This is a genomic window from Erwinia sorbitola, from assembly GCF_009738185.1.
In the GTDB taxonomy this organism is placed as follows: domain Bacteria; phylum Pseudomonadota; class Gammaproteobacteria; order Enterobacterales; family Enterobacteriaceae; genus Erwinia; species Erwinia sorbitola.
In genome coordinates, this window is record NZ_CP046509.1 from 1,270,331 (window position 1) to 1,287,925 (window position 17,595).

17 protein-coding genes, 4 tRNA genes and 3 other RNA genes are annotated in these 17,595 nt (G+C 52.1%); 7 read left to right on the forward strand and 17 right to left on the reverse strand.

The annotated features are described in order from the left end of the window. Positions 1-24 precede the first annotated feature (24 nt). A complete protein-coding gene (locus GN242_RS05695) occupies positions 25-717 on the forward strand; it encodes a GntR family transcriptional regulator (protein ID WP_156287036.1) in 693 nt (230 codons plus the stop codon). A 58-nt stretch (positions 718-775) separates the two neighbouring features. On the opposite strand, the gene crr is transcribed toward GN242_RS05695, so the two are convergent. From crr to cysZ, 5 genes are all read right to left on the reverse strand, one after another. Continuing rightward, on the reverse strand, positions 776-1,279 hold the full coding sequence (crr, locus tag GN242_RS05700; RefSeq protein ID WP_154753874.1) for a PTS glucose transporter subunit IIA: 504 nt from the start codon (positions 1,277-1,279) through the stop codon (positions 776-778). A 42-nt stretch (positions 1,280-1,321) separates the two neighbouring features. After that, on the reverse strand, positions 1,322-3,049 hold the full coding sequence (gene ptsI, locus GN242_RS05705) for a phosphoenolpyruvate-protein phosphotransferase PtsI (RefSeq protein WP_154753875.1): 1,728 nt from the start codon (positions 3,047-3,049) through the stop codon (positions 1,322-1,324). 217 nt (positions 3,050-3,266) lie between these two features. Next, entirely contained in the window at positions 3,267-3,524 is a 258-nt protein-coding gene (gene ptsH / locus GN242_RS05710) for a phosphocarrier protein Hpr (protein WP_154753876.1), read from the reverse strand. 393 nt (positions 3,525-3,917) lie between these two features. Continuing rightward, on the reverse strand, positions 3,918-4,889 hold the full coding sequence (gene cysK, locus GN242_RS05715) for a cysteine synthase A (protein WP_154753877.1): 972 nt from the start codon (positions 4,887-4,889) through the stop codon (positions 3,918-3,920). A 154-nt stretch (positions 4,890-5,043) separates the two neighbouring features. Next, positions 5,044-5,829 carry a sulfate transporter CysZ gene (gene cysZ / locus GN242_RS05720; RefSeq protein WP_154753878.1) on the reverse strand — a complete coding sequence of 262 codons (786 nt, stop codon included), beginning with the start codon at positions 5,827-5,829 and terminating at the stop codon, positions 5,044-5,046. Positions 5,830-6,049: 220 nt separating this feature from the next. Between cysZ and zipA the strand changes: the two genes are divergently transcribed. The 3 genes from zipA to GN242_RS05735 all read left to right on the forward strand — a co-directional run bounded on the left by zipA (position 6,050) and on the right by GN242_RS05735 (position 9,311). Next, on the forward strand, positions 6,050-7,003 hold the full coding sequence (gene zipA / locus GN242_RS05725) for a cell division protein ZipA (protein ID WP_154753879.1): 954 nt from the start codon (positions 6,050-6,052) through the stop codon (positions 7,001-7,003). Between the two features lie 69 nt (positions 7,004-7,072). Further along, positions 7,073-9,082, forward strand: a complete 2,010-nt coding sequence (gene ligA / locus GN242_RS05730; protein WP_156287037.1) for an NAD-dependent DNA ligase LigA — start codon at positions 7,073-7,075, stop codon at positions 9,080-9,082. A 1-nt stretch (position 9,083) separates the two neighbouring features. Then, positions 9,084-9,311 (forward strand): DUF3820 family protein, encoded by a 228-nt coding sequence (locus tag GN242_RS05735; protein WP_154753881.1) that lies wholly within the window; start codon positions 9,084-9,086, stop codon positions 9,309-9,311. Between the two features lie 23 nt (positions 9,312-9,334). Here GN242_RS05735 and GN242_RS05740 read toward each other — a convergent pair whose 3' ends face one another. Next, entirely contained in the window at positions 9,335-10,357 is a 1,023-nt protein-coding gene (locus tag GN242_RS05740; RefSeq protein ID WP_154753882.1) for a bile acid:sodium symporter family protein, read from the reverse strand. Between the two features lie 94 nt (positions 10,358-10,451). On the opposite strand from GN242_RS05740, the gene GN242_RS05745 reads away from it, so the two are divergent. Then, positions 10,452-11,372, forward strand: coding sequence for a LysR family transcriptional regulator (locus GN242_RS05745; RefSeq protein ID WP_154753883.1), 921 nt, complete (start codon positions 10,452-10,454; stop codon positions 11,370-11,372). Here GN242_RS05745 and GN242_RS05750 read toward each other — a convergent pair. Continuing rightward, on the reverse strand, positions 11,369-11,713 hold the full coding sequence (locus GN242_RS05750) for a FlxA-like family protein (protein ID WP_154753884.1): 345 nt from the start codon (positions 11,711-11,713) through the stop codon (positions 11,369-11,371). The two genes, GN242_RS05745 and GN242_RS05750, sit on opposite strands and share 4 nt — an antisense overlap. Positions 11,714-11,907: 194 nt before the next feature. On the opposite strand from GN242_RS05750, the gene GN242_RS05755 reads away from it, so the two are divergent. Further along, positions 11,908-12,672, forward strand: a complete 765-nt coding sequence (locus tag GN242_RS05755) for an SDR family NAD(P)-dependent oxidoreductase (RefSeq protein ID WP_154753885.1) — start codon at positions 11,908-11,910, stop codon at positions 12,670-12,672. 122 nt (positions 12,673-12,794) lie between these two features. Here GN242_RS05755 and GN242_RS05760 read toward each other — a convergent pair. The 7 genes from GN242_RS05760 to GN242_RS05790 form a co-directional block, all read right to left on the reverse strand. Then, a non-coding RNA gene (locus tag GN242_RS05760) (RtT sRNA) lies at positions 12,795-12,918 on the reverse strand. 32 nt (positions 12,919-12,950) lie between these two features. Beyond that, positions 12,951-13,074, reverse strand: a non-coding RNA gene (locus GN242_RS05765) — RtT sRNA. Positions 13,075-13,106: 32 nt separating this feature from the next. Next, a non-coding RNA gene (locus tag GN242_RS05770) (RtT sRNA) lies at positions 13,107-13,230 on the reverse strand. A 32-nt stretch (positions 13,231-13,262) separates the two neighbouring features. Then, positions 13,263-13,338 (reverse strand) — tRNA-Lys (locus GN242_RS05775). 4 nt (positions 13,339-13,342) lie between these two features. After that, positions 13,343-13,418: transfer RNA gene (locus GN242_RS05780), tRNA-Val, on the reverse strand. A gap of 34 nt (positions 13,419-13,452) precedes the next feature. Then, positions 13,453-13,528, reverse strand: a tRNA-Val gene (locus GN242_RS05785). 54 nt (positions 13,529-13,582) lie between these two features. Then, a tRNA-Val gene (locus tag GN242_RS05790) sits at positions 13,583-13,658 on the reverse strand. Between the two features lie 258 nt (positions 13,659-13,916). Between GN242_RS05790 and gltX the strand changes: the two genes are divergently transcribed. Beyond that, positions 13,917-15,326: a glutamate--tRNA ligase gene (gene gltX, locus GN242_RS05795; RefSeq protein ID WP_154754040.1), complete on the forward strand. Its 1,410-nt coding sequence runs from the start codon at positions 13,917-13,919 to the stop codon at positions 15,324-15,326. Between the two features lie 41 nt (positions 15,327-15,367). Here the strand turns inward: gltX and GN242_RS05800 are convergent, their stop codons facing one another. The 3 genes from GN242_RS05800 to GN242_RS05810 form a co-directional block, all read right to left on the reverse strand. Next, entirely contained in the window at positions 15,368-15,718 is a 351-nt protein-coding gene (locus GN242_RS05800) for a YfeC-like transcriptional regulator (RefSeq protein WP_156287038.1), read from the reverse strand. A 335-nt stretch (positions 15,719-16,053) separates the two neighbouring features. Beyond that, positions 16,054-16,404, reverse strand: a complete 351-nt coding sequence (locus tag GN242_RS05805) for a YfeC-like transcriptional regulator (protein ID WP_156287039.1) — start codon at positions 16,402-16,404, stop codon at positions 16,054-16,056. 155 nt (positions 16,405-16,559) lie between these two features. Continuing rightward, positions 16,560-17,348, reverse strand: a complete 789-nt coding sequence (locus GN242_RS05810; protein WP_154754039.1) for a formate/nitrite transporter family protein — start codon at positions 17,346-17,348, stop codon at positions 16,560-16,562. Positions 17,349-17,595 lie beyond the last annotated feature (247 nt).

The following is a 17,595-nucleotide window of genomic DNA, read 5'->3' on the forward strand; positions in this document are numbered from 1 at the left end:
TTTTAATATTTTGTTGAGGTAAGTATGAGCGGTGCGATCAGCGCCAGGCAGCAGGAAGTACAGCGCATCATCGACGCACTGTCGATGGCTATTGCCCAGCACCGGCTTAAACCCGGTGTAAGGCTGGTAGAGGCACAAATTGTTGAAGCACTGTCAGCCAATCGCAATCATGTTCAGGCGGCCCTCCAGAGGCTGGCATTACAGCATATCGTCACTATCGCCCCTAATCGTGGCGCAAAAGTAGCGCAGCCGACAGCGCGTGAAGCGCGGGAAGTGTTTATTGCCCGCCGTGCCATTGAGCGGGCGATGCTTGCCGGGATCAGCGTTGACAAGATGGCGCTGCATGGTGATGAGATTGAGGCACATCTGCAGGGGGAGGGCGCCGCCGCCGCAAGTGAAGATCGCCGGGATATTGTGCGGCAACTGAGCCAGTTTCATCTGCTGCTGGCTAAAATCAGCGATAACCGCGTATTGACTGAGATGCTCTCCAATCTGATGGTTCGCAGCTCGTTGATTGTTGCACTATACCAACGCAATGACAGGCCTGAATGTCAGTGTCAGGAGCACCGGGCAATTATCGCCGCGCTGCGGGCAGGCAATGTGGCTGAGGCCCAGACGGTGATGGATGACCATCTGAACTTTATTGAGCAACAGCTGGAGCTGGATGTTACTCCAGCCGCTCCGGTCAGCCTGCGCGATGCATTAAGCGGCTGGTAATTTCCCATAAAAAAAGCCCCCTGGCCGAAACCAGAGGGCTTTTTAACGCTGACCGCTATTACTTCTTGATACGGATAACCGGGGTTTCACCCACGATTACGTTACCCGTCAGCTTAACCAGTTCTTTGATCTCATCCATATTGGAGATCACAACCGGGGTCAGAGTAGATTTTGCTTTCTCTTCCAGCAGCGCCAGATCAAACTCGATCACCACGTCGCCTTTTTTCACTTTCTGACCTTCTTCAGCGATGCGTTTGAAGCCTTCGCCTTTCAGTTCAACGGTGTCAATCCCGAAGTGTACAAACAGCTCAATGCCGCTGTCTGATTCGATGGAAAAAGCATGATTGGTTTCGAAAATTTTACCGATGGTGCCATCAACCGGCGCAACCATTTTATTGCCGGTAGGTTTGATAGCGATACCGTCGCCGACAATTTTCTCTGCAAACACTACGTCCGGAACGTCTTCGATATTGACGATTTCGCCCGACAGAGGTGCAACGATCTCAATGACACCTGATGCGGAATCAGACTTATCGCCGAAAAGTTTTGAAAACAAACCCATGTTTTTCTCCTAAGCAGTAATATTGGGCCAGCGTACCTGGTCTCAGCAGAGTGTTTTTTCTTCAATGAACTTGTTGACCAGGTTCATCAACTCGTCCGCTGTAGGTTGAGCCAGAGCCTGCTCTGCCAATGCCTTCGCATCTTCGAAATTCGTGTTGCGAATGATTTTCTTGATGCGTGGAATAGAAATGGCACTCATACTGAATTCGTCCAGCCCCATTCCCAATAGCAATAGTGTAGCACGTTCGTCGCCAGCCAGCTCACCACACATACCAGTCCACTTGCCTTCAGCGTGAGAAGCATCAATAACCTGCTTAATCAGCGTCAGAACAGAAGGTGACATTGGGTTGTAGAGGTGCGAAATCAGGTCATTACCACGATCCACGGCGAGAGTATACTGCGTGAGGTCGTTGGTCCCAATACTGAAGAAATCGACTTCTTTCGCCAGATGATGGGCAATCGCTGCTGAGGCAGGTGTTTCCACCATAATGCCAACTTCAATGCTTTCGTCGAAGGCTTTACCCTCTTCGCGCAGCTGGCCTTTCAGCGTTTCCAGTTCAGCTCGCAGGAAGCGAACTTCTTCAACTGCGATAATCATCGGGAACATAATACGCAGTTTGCCGAACGCAGAAGCACGCAGGATAGCGCGCAGCTGGGCATGAAGTATTTCAGGGCGATCCATTGCAATGCGAATGGCACGCCAGCCAAGGAATGGGTTGTCTTCTTTTGGCAGATTCATGTACGGCAGGTCTTTGTCACCGCCGATATCCATGGTACGTACGATTACTGCCTGAGAGCCAACGGCTTCGGCAACGGCTTTATACGCCTGGAACTGCTCATCTTCAGTTGGCAGTGATTCGCGATCCATAAACAGGAACTCGGTGCGATACAGGCCGACACCTTCTGCGCCGTTACGTTCAGCACCCGCGACATCGCGCACGGTACCGATGTTGGCACAAACTTCTACCTGATGGCCATCCAGAGTGATTGCAGGCAGATCTTTCAGTTTCGCCAGCTCGGTTTTCTCGCTGAGATACTGGTGAGCTACCGCTTTCAGCTCTTCGATTTTTTCAGGTGTAGGGTTAACGTACACCTGATTATTCACGCCATCGAGGATCAGGAAATCATCATTTTTTACCTGACTGGTCACATCACCGGTGCCGACGATAGCAGGCAATTCCAGAGAACGCGCCATGATCGAGGTGTGTGAGGTGCGGCCACCGATATCGGTAATAAAGCCCAGCACTTTGTTCAGGTTAAGCTGTGCGGTTTCTGACGGGGTCAAATCCTTCGCAATCAGCAGTACTTCTTCGTTAATGGCGCTGAGGTCAACAATATGCAGGCCAAGAATGTTTTGCAGCAGGCGTTTACCGATATCGCGTACGTCGGCAGCGCGCTCTTTCAGATACTCGTCATCAAGCTCTTCCAGTGCTTTCGCCTGACCTTCAATCACAGAAAAGGCAGCAGCATCAGCAGTAGCATGCTCGTCTTTGATCAGGGCGATGATTTCCTGCTCAAGTTCTTCATCTTCAAGCAGCATAATATGCCCTTCGAAGATCGCTTCTTTCTCTTCACCGAAGGTTTCCCCGGCTTTGATTTTGATCGCTTCCAGCTGCACGGCAGCCTTTTTACGACCATCAAGAAAACGTTGAACTTCCTGATCGACCTGGTCGGCAGAAATCTTTTTCCGGTTGATGATAATCTCATCTTCTTTCAGCAGAAGAGCCTTGCCGAAAGCGATACCCGGTGATGCTAAAATGCCTGAAATCATAACCCTACCTTTTCTTTCTCTGATAATCATCTGAGGCGAAAAACCGCAAATGATTGCACATCGGTTAATCCACTCAGCGAGCCAGGAGGAAAACACAAACGCTTTCGTAAGCTTTAGGTCACTTTACGGAAACAATATCGCGAACGTACTGTTCGCGATCAATATTGCATTAATCCATCTGGTAACACTTAGCCTTCCCAGCTGGAAAGCGAACGGATTACTCCAGTTCAGCCATCAGCTTAACCAGGTGCTCAACGGCTTTCTGCTCGTCTTCGCCTTCTGCTGCCAGGGTAACAACCGTGCCCTGAGTCAGACCCAGAGTCTGTAATTTGAACAGGCTTTTCGCGCTGGCAGATTTACCGTTAGAGGTCACGGTGATTTCTGAAGCAAAAGCTTTCGCTTCTTTCACGAACTGAGCTGCTGGACGAGTGTGCAGGCCGTTTGGTGCGGTAATAGTCACTTCTTGCTGGAACATTATATTTCCCCAACTTGATTTGGTTTGGTGTTGTTGATCTAAAGTCTAGCCTGGTGGCAGAACTTTAGCCTGTAGTGAGTCGCGCTGGCATGGTACAAAGACTGGCCAAAAAATGCGCTGGTAAGGTGGAGTAAAGATTGGGAAAAAACGCCGGATTCCCGATTACTTTTCCACTTCCCATTATGCCGCTATTTCGCTTTGTGCGCCAAACCAGTAAATCGATTCAGCTTGATCCAGTTCACGCAGCGATTAATTTTACGGATCGAAATAATTGGCAGCTTAAATACCAGACACTGGAGGGTAAAATCAATCTATAGGGTGCTAAAACTTTGACGCACTCCACAAAAAAGCACCCGGATGGGTGCTTTTTCAGACAATATCGCCCTTTTGGCACTACTGTTGCAGTTCTTTTTCAGTGAACAGATCGGCGAACAGCGCAGTTGAGAGGTAACGTTCACCGGAAGAGGGCAGAATCACCACGATATTTTTATTGGCAAACGCTTCATCTTCCTGCAATTTTAACGCGGCGGCAACGGCAGCACCGGAGGAGATTCCGGCAAGAATCCCTTCCTGCTCCATCAGCAGACGCGCCGTGGAGATAGCCTCTTCGTTGGTGATGGCGACCACGCGGTCAACCAGATTCAAATCCAGGTTGCCAGGAATAAATCCTGCGCCGATGCCCTGGATTTTGTGCGGGCCAGGTTTGATCTCTTCACCGGCTATTGCCTGAGCAATGACCGGGGAGTCAGTAGGCTCAACCGCAACGGTAATCAGCTCTTTCTTGCCTTTGGTATTCTTGATATAGCGACTGACGCCGGTCAGCGTACCGCCCGTACCGACACCCGCAATAAATACATCCACTTCACCATCGGTATCTTCCCAGATTTCCGGGCCGGTGGTTTTTTCATGAATTTCAGGGTTAGCAGGATTGCTGAACTGTTGCAGAAGAACGAATTTATCCGGGTCGCCTGCCACAATCTCTTCCGCTTTGCTGATGGCACCTTTCATGCCTTTGGCACCTTCGGTCAACACCAGGTTAGCACCCAGTGCTTTTAGCAGCTTACGGCGCTCAACGCTCATGGTTTCCGGCATGGTGAGCGTCAGTTTATAACCGCGTGCAGCGGCAACATATGCCAGCGCAATACCGGTGTTACCGCTGGTTGGTTCAACCAGTTCAATGCCTGGCTTCAGAATTCCGCGTTTCTCTGCGTCCCAAATCATATTGGCACCGATACGGCATTTGACACTGAAGCTAGGATTACGCGACTCAACTTTTGCCAGAATGCGTCCGTTACCGATGCGGTTCAGTCGAACCAGCGGCGTATGACCGATTGTTAAAGAGTTGTCTTCATAGATCTTACTCATAGCCCGTCCTTAACTGTATGAAATATTGGGAACGCTTAGAGCATACCTTGTTCATTTAGCCAGTGAAGTGAAGAAATCGAATATAGATATGTTCACAGGAAATAAGCCCTGCAAAAATGGCATAAGCTGGCATTATCGCCGCCATTCACGCGCTTTAATCGCGGTTCAGTGCCAGATGAGGGCGGTATTTATCTACCCACATCGCGGTGGCACCACAAACTGCTACGGGCATTATCACCAGATTCAGTAGCGGGATCATGGTGAACAGGCTCACCAGTGCACCGAACTGCATATTCTCAGTTTTGTTCTGCCGCAGCGCTGAACGCATCTGACGGAAGCTCACTTTGTGGTTATCGAAAGGAAAATCACAGTACTGAATAGAGAGCATCCAGGCACTGAACAGGAACCACAGTACCGGAGCAACCGTCTGACCGAAAACCGGCACAAAGTAGAGTAGCAGCAGCACCAGTGCGCGTGGAAGGTAATAGGCCAGTTTCTGCCATTCACGCTTCATAATGCGGGGCAGATCCTTCACCAGCCCGCTCCAGCCATTGTCGGGTAGCGGTTTTCCAGTGAGGCGACCCTCCAGCTGTTCAGCCAGCAGACCGCAAAAAGGGGCAGCAATCCAGTTGGCAACAGTGGAGAAAAAGTAACTAAAGACTAAAATAATGGACAGCACCGTCAGTGGCCAGATCAAATAGCTTAACCACTGCAACCAGCCGGGTACCATCGCCATTAATTCGGGGATCCACTGCCCGAGACGGGTGAAGAGCCAGATAAAGGCACCGCCCATCAGCAGGATATTGACCAGCAGCGGAAGAAGAACAAAACGACGGATGCCCGGCAGGCGAATCAGCTTCCATCCCTGGGCAAAATAGTGGACGCCGTTATGTGACCGGGCGGAATTACGGTGTGACGGGTCAGTATTATGGTATGACATCTACTGCTTTTCTCCTTTGAACGCACAGATGGAGGTGATAATAACTCAGCTTTTTCCTCTTAACAGGAGGTGTTTGCACGAAAAAACAGCAAAAAAGCGTCCTCATAGCGTGATATTTGTCAGAAAATAGTGCACAGACTTGCACTTGTGTACCGGGGCAAATACAGTTAGAGGATAAAGTTTGCCGCGGTGGCAAGGTATTGGAACAACAGAGAATACAATGATGCAGGATTTGCGTCTGATATTAATCGTTGTTGGCGCGATCGCCATAATAGCGCTTTTACTGCACGGCCTGTGGACCAGCCGTAAAGAGCGCTCATCCGTTTTTCGCGATCGCCCGCACAAACGTTTAAAGCAGGATAGAGAAGAAGCGTTCGAGGATGAAGATGAGAGCGTGGGTGAAGTGCGTGTACAACGCAGTCAGCCTGAGCCTTCGGAGCCTTCCCTTGGTGGATTTAATGCCGGGGACGAGCCACCGCGTCAGTCCAGACCTCGACCGCAGCCTGAGCCGGTAATTCATCAGCCATTGGTTGATGAGCAGCCGGAGTCTGATCCTTTATTTGGTGGTGAATTCCATCATGCGCCCGATCCTGAACGGGAAGCGCCTGAACCCGTGCGTCAGCCTGAGCCGGTTCGTCAGGTGGCACCTGCTGAGGCCCCTGTGCAGCGTCCGTCTCAACCTGAGCCAGCTTCCGCGCAGCCGCCATCAGCCGAAGAGATCGCTGAAGCGAAGCGCGAAGAAGCGCGTCGTAAAGAGACGGTATTAGTCCTGCATGTCTCCGCTCATGCGGGCGGCAGTATCAGCGGTGAAGCGCTGCTACAGGGCGTATTGCAGGCTGGCTTCCAGTTCGGCGAAATGAATATCTTCCATCGTCACCTGAACCCGGCGGGCAGCGGCCCGGTGCTGTTCAGCCTGGCGAATATGGTGAAACCAGGGTCATTTAATCCGGACAACATGTCTGATTTCTCAACCCCTGGGGTGTCGATCTTTATGATGGTGCCTTCCTACGGCGATGCTCATCAGAACTTTAAACTGATGCTGCAATCCGCCCAGCGCATTGCTGACGATGTTGGCGGTGTGGTGCTTGACGATGAACGCCGCATGATGACCCCGCAAAAGCTGGAAACGTATAAAGCACGTATCCGCGATGTGATTGACGCCAACAGCCAGTAAGTTTCACAATAATCACTCTCTTCCCAAACCCCCGGCCTTCGGGGGTTTTTTATCTCTGATGGTGCCGCTATGGAATCCGTACAAAATAATATCAACCATTTGCGAACCCTGCTTCGCCACCATGAATACCAGTATCACGTGCTGGACGCACCGGAAGTGCCGGATGCGGAATATGACCGTCTGATGGGTGAGCTGCGCGAGCTTGAAGCTGCCCATCCGGAATTGATCACCAGTGATTCGCCGACCCAGCGCGTCGGTGCCGCTCCACTCAGCGCTTTTGAACAGGTACGTCACGAAGTGCCGATGCTGTCGCTAGATAATGCTTTCGATGAAGAGAGCTATCTGGCATTTAACAAGCGCGTGCAGGATCGCCTGAAAAGCACCGATGACATCACCTTCTGCTGCGAGCTGAAGCTTGATGGGCTGGCGGTAAGCCTGCTGTATGAAAACGGTGAACTGGTGCGGGCAGCCACGCGCGGTGATGGCACCACGGGTGAAAATATCACCGCCAATGTGCGTACAATTCGCGCTATTCCGCTGCGTTTGCACGGTGACAATATCCCGGCACGTATGGAAGTGCGTGGCGAAGTGTTTATGCCGTTGCCCGGTTTTGAAAAAATGAACGATGAAGCGCGTCGTACCGGGGGTAAAGTATTTGCTAACCCGCGTAACGCTGCCGCTGGATCTCTGCGTCAGCTTGATCCGCGTATTACCGCCAAACGTCCGCTGACCTTCTTCTGCTACGGCCTTGGCCTGCTGGAAGGGGGCGAGATGCCGCGCAGCCATATGGGCCGTCTGCAACAGTTTAAAGCCTGGGGCTTACCGGTAAGCGATCGCGTGCGTCTGTGCCATACCGCCGAAGAGGTTCTGGCCTTTTACCACGATGTGGAAGCGGCGCGCCCGACATTAGGTTTCGATATTGATGGTGTAGTGATCAAAGTAGATTCACTGGATCTTCAGGAGCAGTTAGGCTTTGTTGCCCGGGCACCGCGCTGGGCGATAGCGTTTAAATTCCCGGCCCAGGAGCAGATGACTGTAGTGCGCGACGTTGAATTCCAGGTCGGGCGCACCGGAGCGATTACGCCAGTGGCGCGTCTGGAACCGGTGCTGGTCGCCGGGGTAATGGTCAGCAACGCCACCCTGCATAATGCCGATGAAATTGACCGACTTGGGCTGAAAATTGGCGATCGTGTGATTATCCGCCGCGCTGGTGATGTGATCCCGAAAGTGGTCAGCGTGGTGGAGAGTACGGCGGATGCGCGTGAGGTGGTGTTCCCGACCCATTGCCCTGTGTGTGGTTCTGACGTTGAGCGCGTGGAGGGCGAAGTGGTGGCACGCTGCACTGGCGGCCTGATCTGCGGCGCACAGCGCAAAGGCGCTCTGAAGCACTTTGTCTCGCGCCGTGCGCTGGATATTGACGGAATGGGCGAAAAAATCATCGATCAGCTGGTGGATAAAGAGTACGTCTTGAATCCGGCGGATCTGTTCGATCTGACCGCAGGTAAACTGACCGGTCTGGATCGTATGGGGCCGAAGTCGGCACAGAACGTGGTGGATGCGCTGGCGAAAGCGAAGCAAACCACCTTTGCCCGCTTCCTCTATGCTCTGGGGATCAGTGAAGTAGGGGAGGCCACTGCGGCTAACCTTGCGGCGCATTTTGGCACGCTGGAAGCGCTTATGGCGGCGGATCTGGAAGCGTTGATTGCTGTTCCTGATGTGGGCAAAGTGGTTGCCAGCCATGTGCGTAACTTCCTCGATGAGGAGAGCAACCGCGAGGTGATTCGCCTGCTGATTGAAAAAGGGATCCACTGGCCGGAAGTGGTGGTGGTGAAAGCGGAAGAAATTGACAGCCCGTTTGCGGGTAAAACGGTCGTTCTGACCGGGTCGCTTACCATTCTGTCGCGCGATGAAGCCAAAGATCGACTGGTAGCACTCGGGGCAAAAGTGAGCGGCAGCGTGTCGACGAAAACCGATCTGGTGATCGCCGGAGAAGCCGCTGGTTCCAAGCTGGCTAAAGCACAGGAGCTGGGGATTGAGGTGATCGACGAAGCCGAAATGATACGTTTACTGGGTGAATGATATGGAAAAACAGCACCTGATTGAGATTGCTAATACCGAGATGCCTTTTGGTAAATATAAAGGGCGGGCATTGATTGACCTGCCGGAAGAGTATCTGCTGTGGTTTGCGCGTAAAGATGAGTTCCCTCAGGGCCATCTTGGCCAGCTGATGCAAATCACTCTGGCGATCAAAATAGAAGGGCTGGAAGGCCTGGTGAAACCGTTAAAACGGGGCCATCAGGCCCCGTAATCTGCACTAATTCTGCGACTCCACTACTTCTGCGATTCCATCACGGCGGGCTTACTATTGCTCGCCTTGTGTTGTGCAGCCAGCTTTTCACCTGCTTTACGATAGCGCTGCGCCAGCATTGAACAAACCATCAGCTGAATCTGATGGAAGATCATCAACGGCAGCACGATAATTCCCACTGCCGCCGACGGGAACAGAATATTGGCCATCGGCACGCCGTTTGCCAGGCTCTTTTTCGAGCCGCAGAACAGAATGGTGATCTCATCTGGCCGGTTAAAACCAAACAGCCGCGCGGCCGTTACGTTAATCGCCAGCACCACAAACAGCAGGCCCAGACTACCCACCACAATCCACACCAGCGTCATTACGCCCACGCGGTGCCAGATGCCGTTGACTACGGCTTCGCTGAAGGCGGAGTAGACCACCAGCAGAATTGAAGCCTGGTCTGTTTGACTAATCAGCCCCCGATTTCTCTCTACCCAGCCAGCAATCCAGCGGCGGGAAAGATGACCGATCACAAACGGTACCAGCAGTTGCAGCATGATTTTACCAATCTGCTCAAGGCTGCCGCCCGGCATATCGGTGTGTACATTCATAACCAGCCCGACCAGCAGCGGGGAGATAAATACCCCCAGCAGGCTGGAAGCAGAGGCACTGCATACCGCAGCAGCGACGTTACCTCCCGCCAGCGAGGTCAGGGCGATGGAGGACTGTACGGTGGCTGGCAGGATACAGAGATAGAGGAAACCGGTGTAAATCTCAGCGCTGAGATCCAGCGGATGCCACCAGGCGAACAGCAGCCCCAGTGCGGGAAACATCACAAAGGTGCTGAACATCACCCAAAGATGCAAGCGCCAGTGGCCGCCACCAGCGATAATTTTTTCTCGCGACAGCTTGGCACCGTGCATAAAGAACAGCAGCGCAATGGCCGCTGTGGTCAGCCAGTCAAAGAAATCGACAAAGTTACCGCGAGCAGGCAGGAACGACGCCAGCAGAACGGTGATAATCAGTTTCAACATCAGTGGATCGATACGAAAAATGCCCATTGTTAATGCCTGGTTAAAAACAGATAGCGCTATTGTGCAGTGACACTGTTTAGAAATAAAATTAATTTATTGAATTCATATATGAGCCGAATCGATGAATTGCACGTTACGACAGCTACGGGTATTTGTTGCGGTTGCCCAGCAGGGCAGTTTCAGTCAGGCAGGGCAGCGCATTGGCCTCAGTCAGTCAGCAGTAAGTCACAGCATTAAAGAGCTGGAAAATGAAATGGGCATCCGCCTGCTTGATCGCACCACGCGCGAGGTGGTTTTGACTGAGGCCGGGGAGCAGCTTGCCAGCCGTCTTGAGCGGCTGCTGGAAGAGCTGAACACTACGCTGCTGGATGTGCGCAGCTATGGACATCAGCGCAGCGGCAACGTACGGGTGGCGGCCAGCCAGACTATTTCAGCGCATCTGATGCCGCAGTGCCTGGCTGCCGGACAGCTACACTACCCGGAAATCAAGGTTATGCTGCGCGATCGCCCGCAGCAGTGGGTACTGCAAAGTATCCGCAATGCGGAAGTCGATTTCGGCATTGTGGTCGGGCCGCTACAGGCGGACGATTTGCAGTGTGAGGCAATTCTTGATGAGCCTTTTCTGCTGCTCTGCCGCCAGGATGATCCGCTGGCACAGGAGCAAACGGTACGCTGGAATATGCTCAATCAGCGCACGCTGGTGTTACAGGATTATGCTTCCGGCAGCCGGGTACTGATCGATGAGGCACTGCGTATGCAGCAGGTGCGGGCAGAGATTGCCCAGGAGATTGGTCACCCTGCCACGCTCTATCCAATGGTGGAAGCAGGGATCGGCATCAGTATTTTACCGGCGCTGGCGCTACCGTTGCCGCAGGGCAGCCCATTATTAGTACGCAGGATTTTTCCGGAAATAGATCGCACTATCATGCTGGTGAGGCGCAAAAACCGTTCTCTGGCACCAGCCGCAGAGGCGATCTGGCAGGAAGTACGCCAGCAGGCGGAGCTGCTGACGCAACAACGTGCCAGTACGTCACCCTTCTAGATATAGACGTTCAGTTTATTAGTTTCAGTCGGCCGGTTTACGCCGTCAGCAATTTTGCTGCTGCCGCTGTCCGCTGCTTTACTGTCCTGCTGTTTCTCTACGGCCTGTTGTTCCTGCTGCTGCTGGATTTGCGCTAACTGCGCTTCCAGCATTGCAATCTGGCTTTCGATCATCTGCTGCTGTTCAGCTTTCTGCTCGTCGGTCAGTGCCGTTTCATCGCTCAGGCTTTTCAGCTGCTCCTGCAATTTAGTAATCTGCTTCGCAATACTGGCAGTTTGCGACACTGACCCGCCGCTGCTGGCACCGCCGGATACGCCGGCACTGGTATTGATGGTTGTCATCTCGATCTCCATTGTAATTAACCATTACGGGTTATCGGTAAGAATCGCCTTAGACTTGAGGCATTAAAGCGTAAAAGCAGTGATAAGAAATCGAAAAGAAAAGCTCTTATGGCTAACTGTTTAAGTCCTATTCATTGGTTAGTTTCGGTACGTTGCAGTAACATTGCGTGCGTTTTAAATTCAAGGAGAGAGAAATGCAACGATTTACAGGGCGTACTGCACTGATTACCGGCGCAGGTTCAGGTATTGGACAGGCAACGGTATTACGGTTCCTGAGTGAGGGGGCAACGGTAATCGCTGCTGATATCGTACCAAAAGGGCTGGAAACCACGCGCCAGATGGCTGAAAAGGCCGGAACTGCCGCCCGCTTGACCACCTGCGAAGTTGATATTTCCAGTGAGTCGTCAGTACAGCAGCAGATTGGTGGCGCTATCAAAAAGGCTGGTGGCCTGCATGTACTGGTAAACGGGGCGGGTATATTGCGCTCCAGCCATACCCATCTGACCAGCCTTGAGTTCTGGAACCGTATTTTGGCAGTGAACCTGACCGGTACTTTCCTGGTGACCCGTGAGGCATTACCTGCGCTGCTGGAAAGCGGTAACGGTGTGGTGGTGAACTTCAGTTCCACCTCAGCCACCTTTGCTCACCCATATATGGCGGCTTATGCTGCGACTAAAGGCGGGATTCAGTCATTCACCCACACAATTGCTTCCGAATACGCTAAACAGGGCTTACGTGCGGTTGCCGTGGCACCGGGCAGTATCGAATCAGGTATGACTAACGATCCAGGCATACCAGCTGATGCGGATATGTCGCTATTCAGCAAGATGTCGCCAGCCATTGGACAGGGTTTTGCTTCACCGGATTCAGTGGCAGGAGTGATTGCGATGTTTGCATCGGATGACGGGAAGTTTATTACCGGCACAGAGTTGCGCATTGATGGCGGTACACATATGTAGATTCCGATGGGTCAGGCGTGCCTGACCCCTACGGGAGTGCGGTGATATATACCCAGGGGCGTGGCATGCCGCGCCCGCATCGCAGACAGCAAAAAGGCGCCTTTAGGGCGCCTTCTTAACATTGGTGGGTCGTGCAGGATGACTCGGCTTCGCCTCGCCCTTCGGGTCGTTGCTGGCGCAACGCTGTCTCACGGTGTTCGACCCGAACCTGCGGCAGGTTCGAACCCCGCCCGATTTGCACATAGCAAAAAGGCGCCTTTAGGGCGCCTTCTTAACATTGGTGGGTCGTGCAGGATGACTCGGCTTCGCCTCGCCCTTCGGGTCGTTGCTGGCGCAACGCTGTCTCACGGTGTTCGACCCGAACCTGCGGCAGGTTCGAACCCCGCCTGATTTGCACATAGCAAAAAGGCGCCTTTAGGGCGCCTTCTTAACATTGGTGGGTCGTGCAGGATGACTCGGCTTCGCCTCGCCCTTCGGGTCGTTGCTGGCGCAACGCTGTCTCACGGTGTTCGACCCGAACCTGCGGCAGGTTCGAACCCCGCCCGATTTGCACATAGCAAAAAGGCGCCTTTAGGGCGCCTTCTTAACATTGGTGGGTCGTGCAGGATTCGAACCTGCGACCAATTGATTAAAAGTCAACTGCTCTACCAACTGAGCTAACGACCCGATATGGTGGGTGATGACGGGCTCGAACCGCCGACCCCCTCCGTGTAAAGGAGATGCTCTACCAACTGAGCTAATCACCCATATCGTTACTGCTACAGAGACACCGGAGAGATATGGTGGGTGATGACGGGCTCGAACCGCCGACCCCCTCCGTGTAAAGGAGATGCTCTACCAACTGAGCTAATCACCCACATCTCGAATCTCTGGGTACTGCTTACTTCGCGGGCATCATTCAATTAATGAATGGTGGGTGATGACGGGCTCGAACCGCCGACCCCCTCCGTGTAAAGGAGATGCTCTACCAACTGAGCTAATCACCCCCGCTGTGTGGAGTCGCATTATAGGGAACCGCGGAAATGAGTCAACGCTTTTTCAGCGTAAAATGTGTGTTCGTCGTAAAAATAGCCAGGATGCTCCCATTTCAGGCAAAAACAGAGGGTTGCCGGACCGCGCGAAGGTCAATCCCTCTCTGCTGACTGGGATTGGCGTTGAGGATTCGCTCGCAGGTGATAGAATGTTCCCCACGAAAAATATGTTCTGTCTCTGGCCAAAGCCTCCGCGTAATAAGGCATTCATTAATGAAAATCAAAACCCGCTTCGCTCCCAGCCCAACTGGTTACCTGCATGTTGGCGGCGCTCGTACCGCACTATACTCCTGGCTGTTTGCCCGCAATCATGGCGGTGAGTTTGTGCTGCGTATCGAGGATACCGACCTGGAGCGTTCAACCCAGCAGGCGATCGATGCCATTATGGATGGCATGAACTGGCTGAATCTCGACTGGGATGAGGGCCCGTACTACCAGACCAAACGTTTCGACCGCTATAACGCAGTTATCGACCAGATGCTGGAAGCAGGTAGCGCCTATAAGTGCTACTGCTCGAAAGAACGTCTGGAAACCCTGCGCGAAAACCAGATGGCTAACGGCGAAAAACCACGTTACGACGGCCACTGCCGCGACAGCCACGAGCACCATGCAGATGACGAACCTTGCGTAGTACGTTTCCGCAACCCGCAGGAAGGCTCAGTTATCTTCGACGATCAGATTCGTGGCCCAATTGAGTTCAGCAACCAGGAGCTGGATGATCTGATTATTCGTCGTACTGACGGCGCGCCGACCTACAATTTCTGTGTCGTTATCGATGACTGGGATATGGAAATTACCCATGTTATTCGCGGTGAAGACCATATCAACAACACGCCACGCCAGATCAACATTCTGAAAGCTATCGGCGCTCAGGTGCCGGTCTATGCGCATGTTTCTATGATTCTGGGTGATGACGGCAAGAAGCTGTCTAAACGCCATGGTGCAGTAGGTGTGATGCAGTATCGTGATGATGGCTATCTGCCTGAAGCGCTGCTGAACTATCTGGTGCGTCTGGGCTGGTCTCACGGCGATCAGGAAATCTTCAGCATTGAAGAGATGATCAAGCTGTTTGATCTGGATGTGGTTAGCAAATCTGCCAGCGCATTCAATACTGAAAAGCTGATGTGGCTTAACCATCATTACATCAACAGCCTGGCACCAGAATATGTGGCCACCCATCTGCAATGGCATATCGAGCAGGAAAATATTGATACGCGTACCGGGCCTGAGCTGGTTCAGCTGGTAAAACTGCTGGGTGAGCGCTGCAAGACGCTGAAAGAGATGGCGGCTTCCTGTCGTTATTTCTACGAAGAGTTTGACGAGTTTGATGCTGATGCAGCGAAAAAACATCTGCGTCCGGTCGCGCGTCAGCCGCTGGAAGTGGTGCGTGACAAGCTGGCTGCTATTACCGACTGGACAGCAGAAAACGTCCATCACGCCATTCAGGCTACGGCAGATGAGCTGGAAGTCGGTATGGGTAAAGTCGGTATGCCATTGCGTGTTGCTGTGACGGGCGGCGGGCAGTCGCCAGCGCTTGATGTGACAGTTCACGCTATTGGTCGCACACGTAGTGTGGCACGTATAGAAAAAGCACTGGCGTTTATCGCCACGCGCGAAGCCTGATAATACCAATAAAAAACCCCGGCCTTAAGCCGGGGTTCTCATCAACGGATGATACCAAGTCTTTGCAAAATCCCCTGAATTCCCTCCCGTAACAACATCGCTGACAGCTTATCTTGTTCTTCACTGCTTAATTGCTGCAATGAAGTGATTAGCAGCCCTGGCAGAGAATTTTGATTTACACGATACTGCACATGAGGTTCAGCTGCATGACGTGTGGATTTAAGGAACTCTCTCACGCGTTCATCAATATGAATTATGCGCGCCTTCCCACCCTGAACACCGGGTTTCGGTGCGGTCGTCCAGTTCTCTTTTTTTACCCACTTATTAATCGTCTGCCTGCTAAAACCTGTTTGCTGTGCCAGTTCTTCCGGCGTTAACCAATCCTTTTTCACGTTCTTGTCCCTTTTAGCCGAATAAAGTCATGCACATATTACAACAATTCGTCACATGAACAACTAACACAAATCGCTAACCTTCGCGGAATTAACATCAAAAATACAAATAACGTCAAAAATATCGGTGACGAGACAGAGGAAGATGAGGGTTCGGCTAACAGAACCCTGCGGCGGAGAGGGTGAAACGCGGCAACATTAACCTGGTTAATAAAACCAGACAGCTGACGTTATCATCACAGCAGACCGTTTCACTCCTTTGCTTTTTAATTGACTACTCACTAAGACGAACGATACAAAATAAAAAACCCCGGCGTTGATAGCCGGGGTTTGTATCAACTGCTGATACCGAGTCTTTGTAAAATTCCCTGGATTCCCTCGCGCAGCAACATAGCCGCCAGCTTATCTTGTTCTTCGCTGCTTAATTGCTGCGTTGATGTGATTAACAACGCAGGAAGAGAATTTTGATTTATACGATACTGGGCATGAGGTTCAGCGGCATGACGCGTGGATTTGAGGAATACTTTCACACGATCGTCTATATGAATCATGCGCGCTTTCCCACCCTGAACACCGGGTTTTGGTGCGGTCGTCCAGTTCTCTTTCTTCACCCACTTATTAATCGTCTGTCTGCTAAAACCTGTTTGCTGCGCCAGTTCTTCCGGCGTTAACCAATCCTTTTTCACGCTATTGTCCCTTTTAGCCGAATTAAAGTCGTTAGCATATTACAACAATTCATCAGATGAACCACTAACACAAACTACTAACATTGACTTAAACGGGGATAAAATGAAGAGAATAAGGAGTTAAGATCCCCCACCAGAGCAGGGGAGTGAGGTTATTAGCGTGCAGGTGAGTTCTCTGGCTGAGGCGTGCGGAAGGCCACAAAATAGGCCAGACCAACAAAAATAGCACCGCCTACAGCATTGCCCAGAAACACCGCCGCAAAGTTAGGCAGGTATTCACCCCAGCTTAAATAACCAGCAAAAATTGCGGCTGGCACAATAAACATATTGGCGACCACATGCTGGAAGCCAATGGCAACGAACGCCATAATGGGGAACCACATACCGAAGATCTTGCCTACCACATCTTTACTGGCGAATGCCATCCAGGTAGCAAGACAGACCAGCCAGTTGCAGCCGATGCCGGAAATGAACGCATGCAGGAAATCCGCATTCACTTTTGCACTGGCAACCGCAACGGTCTTTTTCAGATAGTCGCCTTCCGTCATCCCCAGCATATGCCCGAAGAACCATGCGATGGTAACGCTGCCGATAAAGTTGGCAACAGTCACCCAAAACCAGTTACGTAACACGCTGAGAGCGCTTATCTGGCGTGCAAACCATGCAACGGGCATCAACATCATATTACCGGTTAACAGCTCTCCTCCGGCCAGCACCGTGAGGATAATCCCTACCGGGAAGACGGCTGCCCCCAGCAGGGTGCCGAATGAACCCCATTCAGGCGGGAGCTGATTCACCACATGGATATAGAGTAGAAAACCAAATGCGATAAACGAACCGGCGAGAAAGCCCAGAATCAGTAACGAGGAGACCGGGGTACGACTTTTGATCACGCCTGCCTGGACGGCGACAGCCGAAATCTCTTTGGGAGTGTGCAAGGACATAATAGCTCTGGTGTAGTAAATCACTGTAAACGTGCCGGGTGTCGCCGCACCGTAAAAATATGCTCAACCTTTATGGCGCGGGGCCTGGCATTCAAAATCCGGCGCAGTTTTGCACGGTCTTTTAACAAAAACAAGTAGCTTTTAAGCTTGTTATTAACGCGTTTTTAACAAAGAACTCTGCGACGCTGCGGTTCCCCTCAGGAGGAGGATAAAAACAGAGAGTTAGCGTTTTTCTGGCTGCATTGAC

What these genes read in the sequence shown, in the direction of transcription:
- GN242_RS05695 (WP_156287036.1), top strand. Translation starts at nt 25, where the DNA reads ATGAGCGGTGCGATCAGCGCCAGGCAGCAGGAAGTACAGCGCATCATC.
- crr (WP_154753874.1), bottom strand. Translation starts at nt 1,279, where the DNA reads ATGGGTTTGTTTTCAAAACTTTTCGGCGATAAGTCTGATTCCGCATCA.
- ptsI (WP_154753875.1), bottom strand. Translation starts at nt 3,049, where the DNA reads ATGATTTCAGGCATTTTAGCATCACCGGGTATCGCTTTCGGCAAGGCT.
- ptsH (WP_154753876.1), bottom strand. Translation starts at nt 3,524, where the DNA reads ATGTTCCAGCAAGAAGTGACTATTACCGCACCAAACGGCCTGCACACT.
- cysK (WP_154753877.1), bottom strand. Translation starts at nt 4,889, where the DNA reads ATGAGTAAGATCTATGAAGACAACTCTTTAACAATCGGTCATACGCCG.
- cysZ (WP_154753878.1), bottom strand. Translation starts at nt 5,829, where the DNA reads ATGTCATACCATAATACTGACCCGTCACACCGTAATTCCGCCCGGTCA.
- zipA (WP_154753879.1), top strand. Translation starts at nt 6,050, where the DNA reads ATGATGCAGGATTTGCGTCTGATATTAATCGTTGTTGGCGCGATCGCC.
- ligA (WP_156287037.1), top strand. Translation starts at nt 7,073, where the DNA reads ATGGAATCCGTACAAAATAATATCAACCATTTGCGAACCCTGCTTCGC.
- GN242_RS05735 (WP_154753881.1), top strand. Translation starts at nt 9,084, where the DNA reads ATGGAAAAACAGCACCTGATTGAGATTGCTAATACCGAGATGCCTTTT.
- GN242_RS05740 (WP_154753882.1), bottom strand. Translation starts at nt 10,357, where the DNA reads ATGGGCATTTTTCGTATCGATCCACTGATGTTGAAACTGATTATCACC.
- GN242_RS05745 (WP_154753883.1), top strand. Translation starts at nt 10,452, where the DNA reads ATGAATTGCACGTTACGACAGCTACGGGTATTTGTTGCGGTTGCCCAG.
- GN242_RS05750 (WP_154753884.1), bottom strand. Translation starts at nt 11,713, where the DNA reads ATGACAACCATCAATACCAGTGCCGGCGTATCCGGCGGTGCCAGCAGC.
- GN242_RS05755 (WP_154753885.1), top strand. Translation starts at nt 11,908, where the DNA reads ATGCAACGATTTACAGGGCGTACTGCACTGATTACCGGCGCAGGTTCA.
- gltX (WP_154754040.1), top strand. Translation starts at nt 13,917, where the DNA reads ATGAAAATCAAAACCCGCTTCGCTCCCAGCCCAACTGGTTACCTGCAT.
- GN242_RS05810 (WP_154754039.1), bottom strand. Translation starts at nt 17,348, where the DNA reads ATGTCCTTGCACACTCCCAAAGAGATTTCGGCTGTCGCCGTCCAGGCA.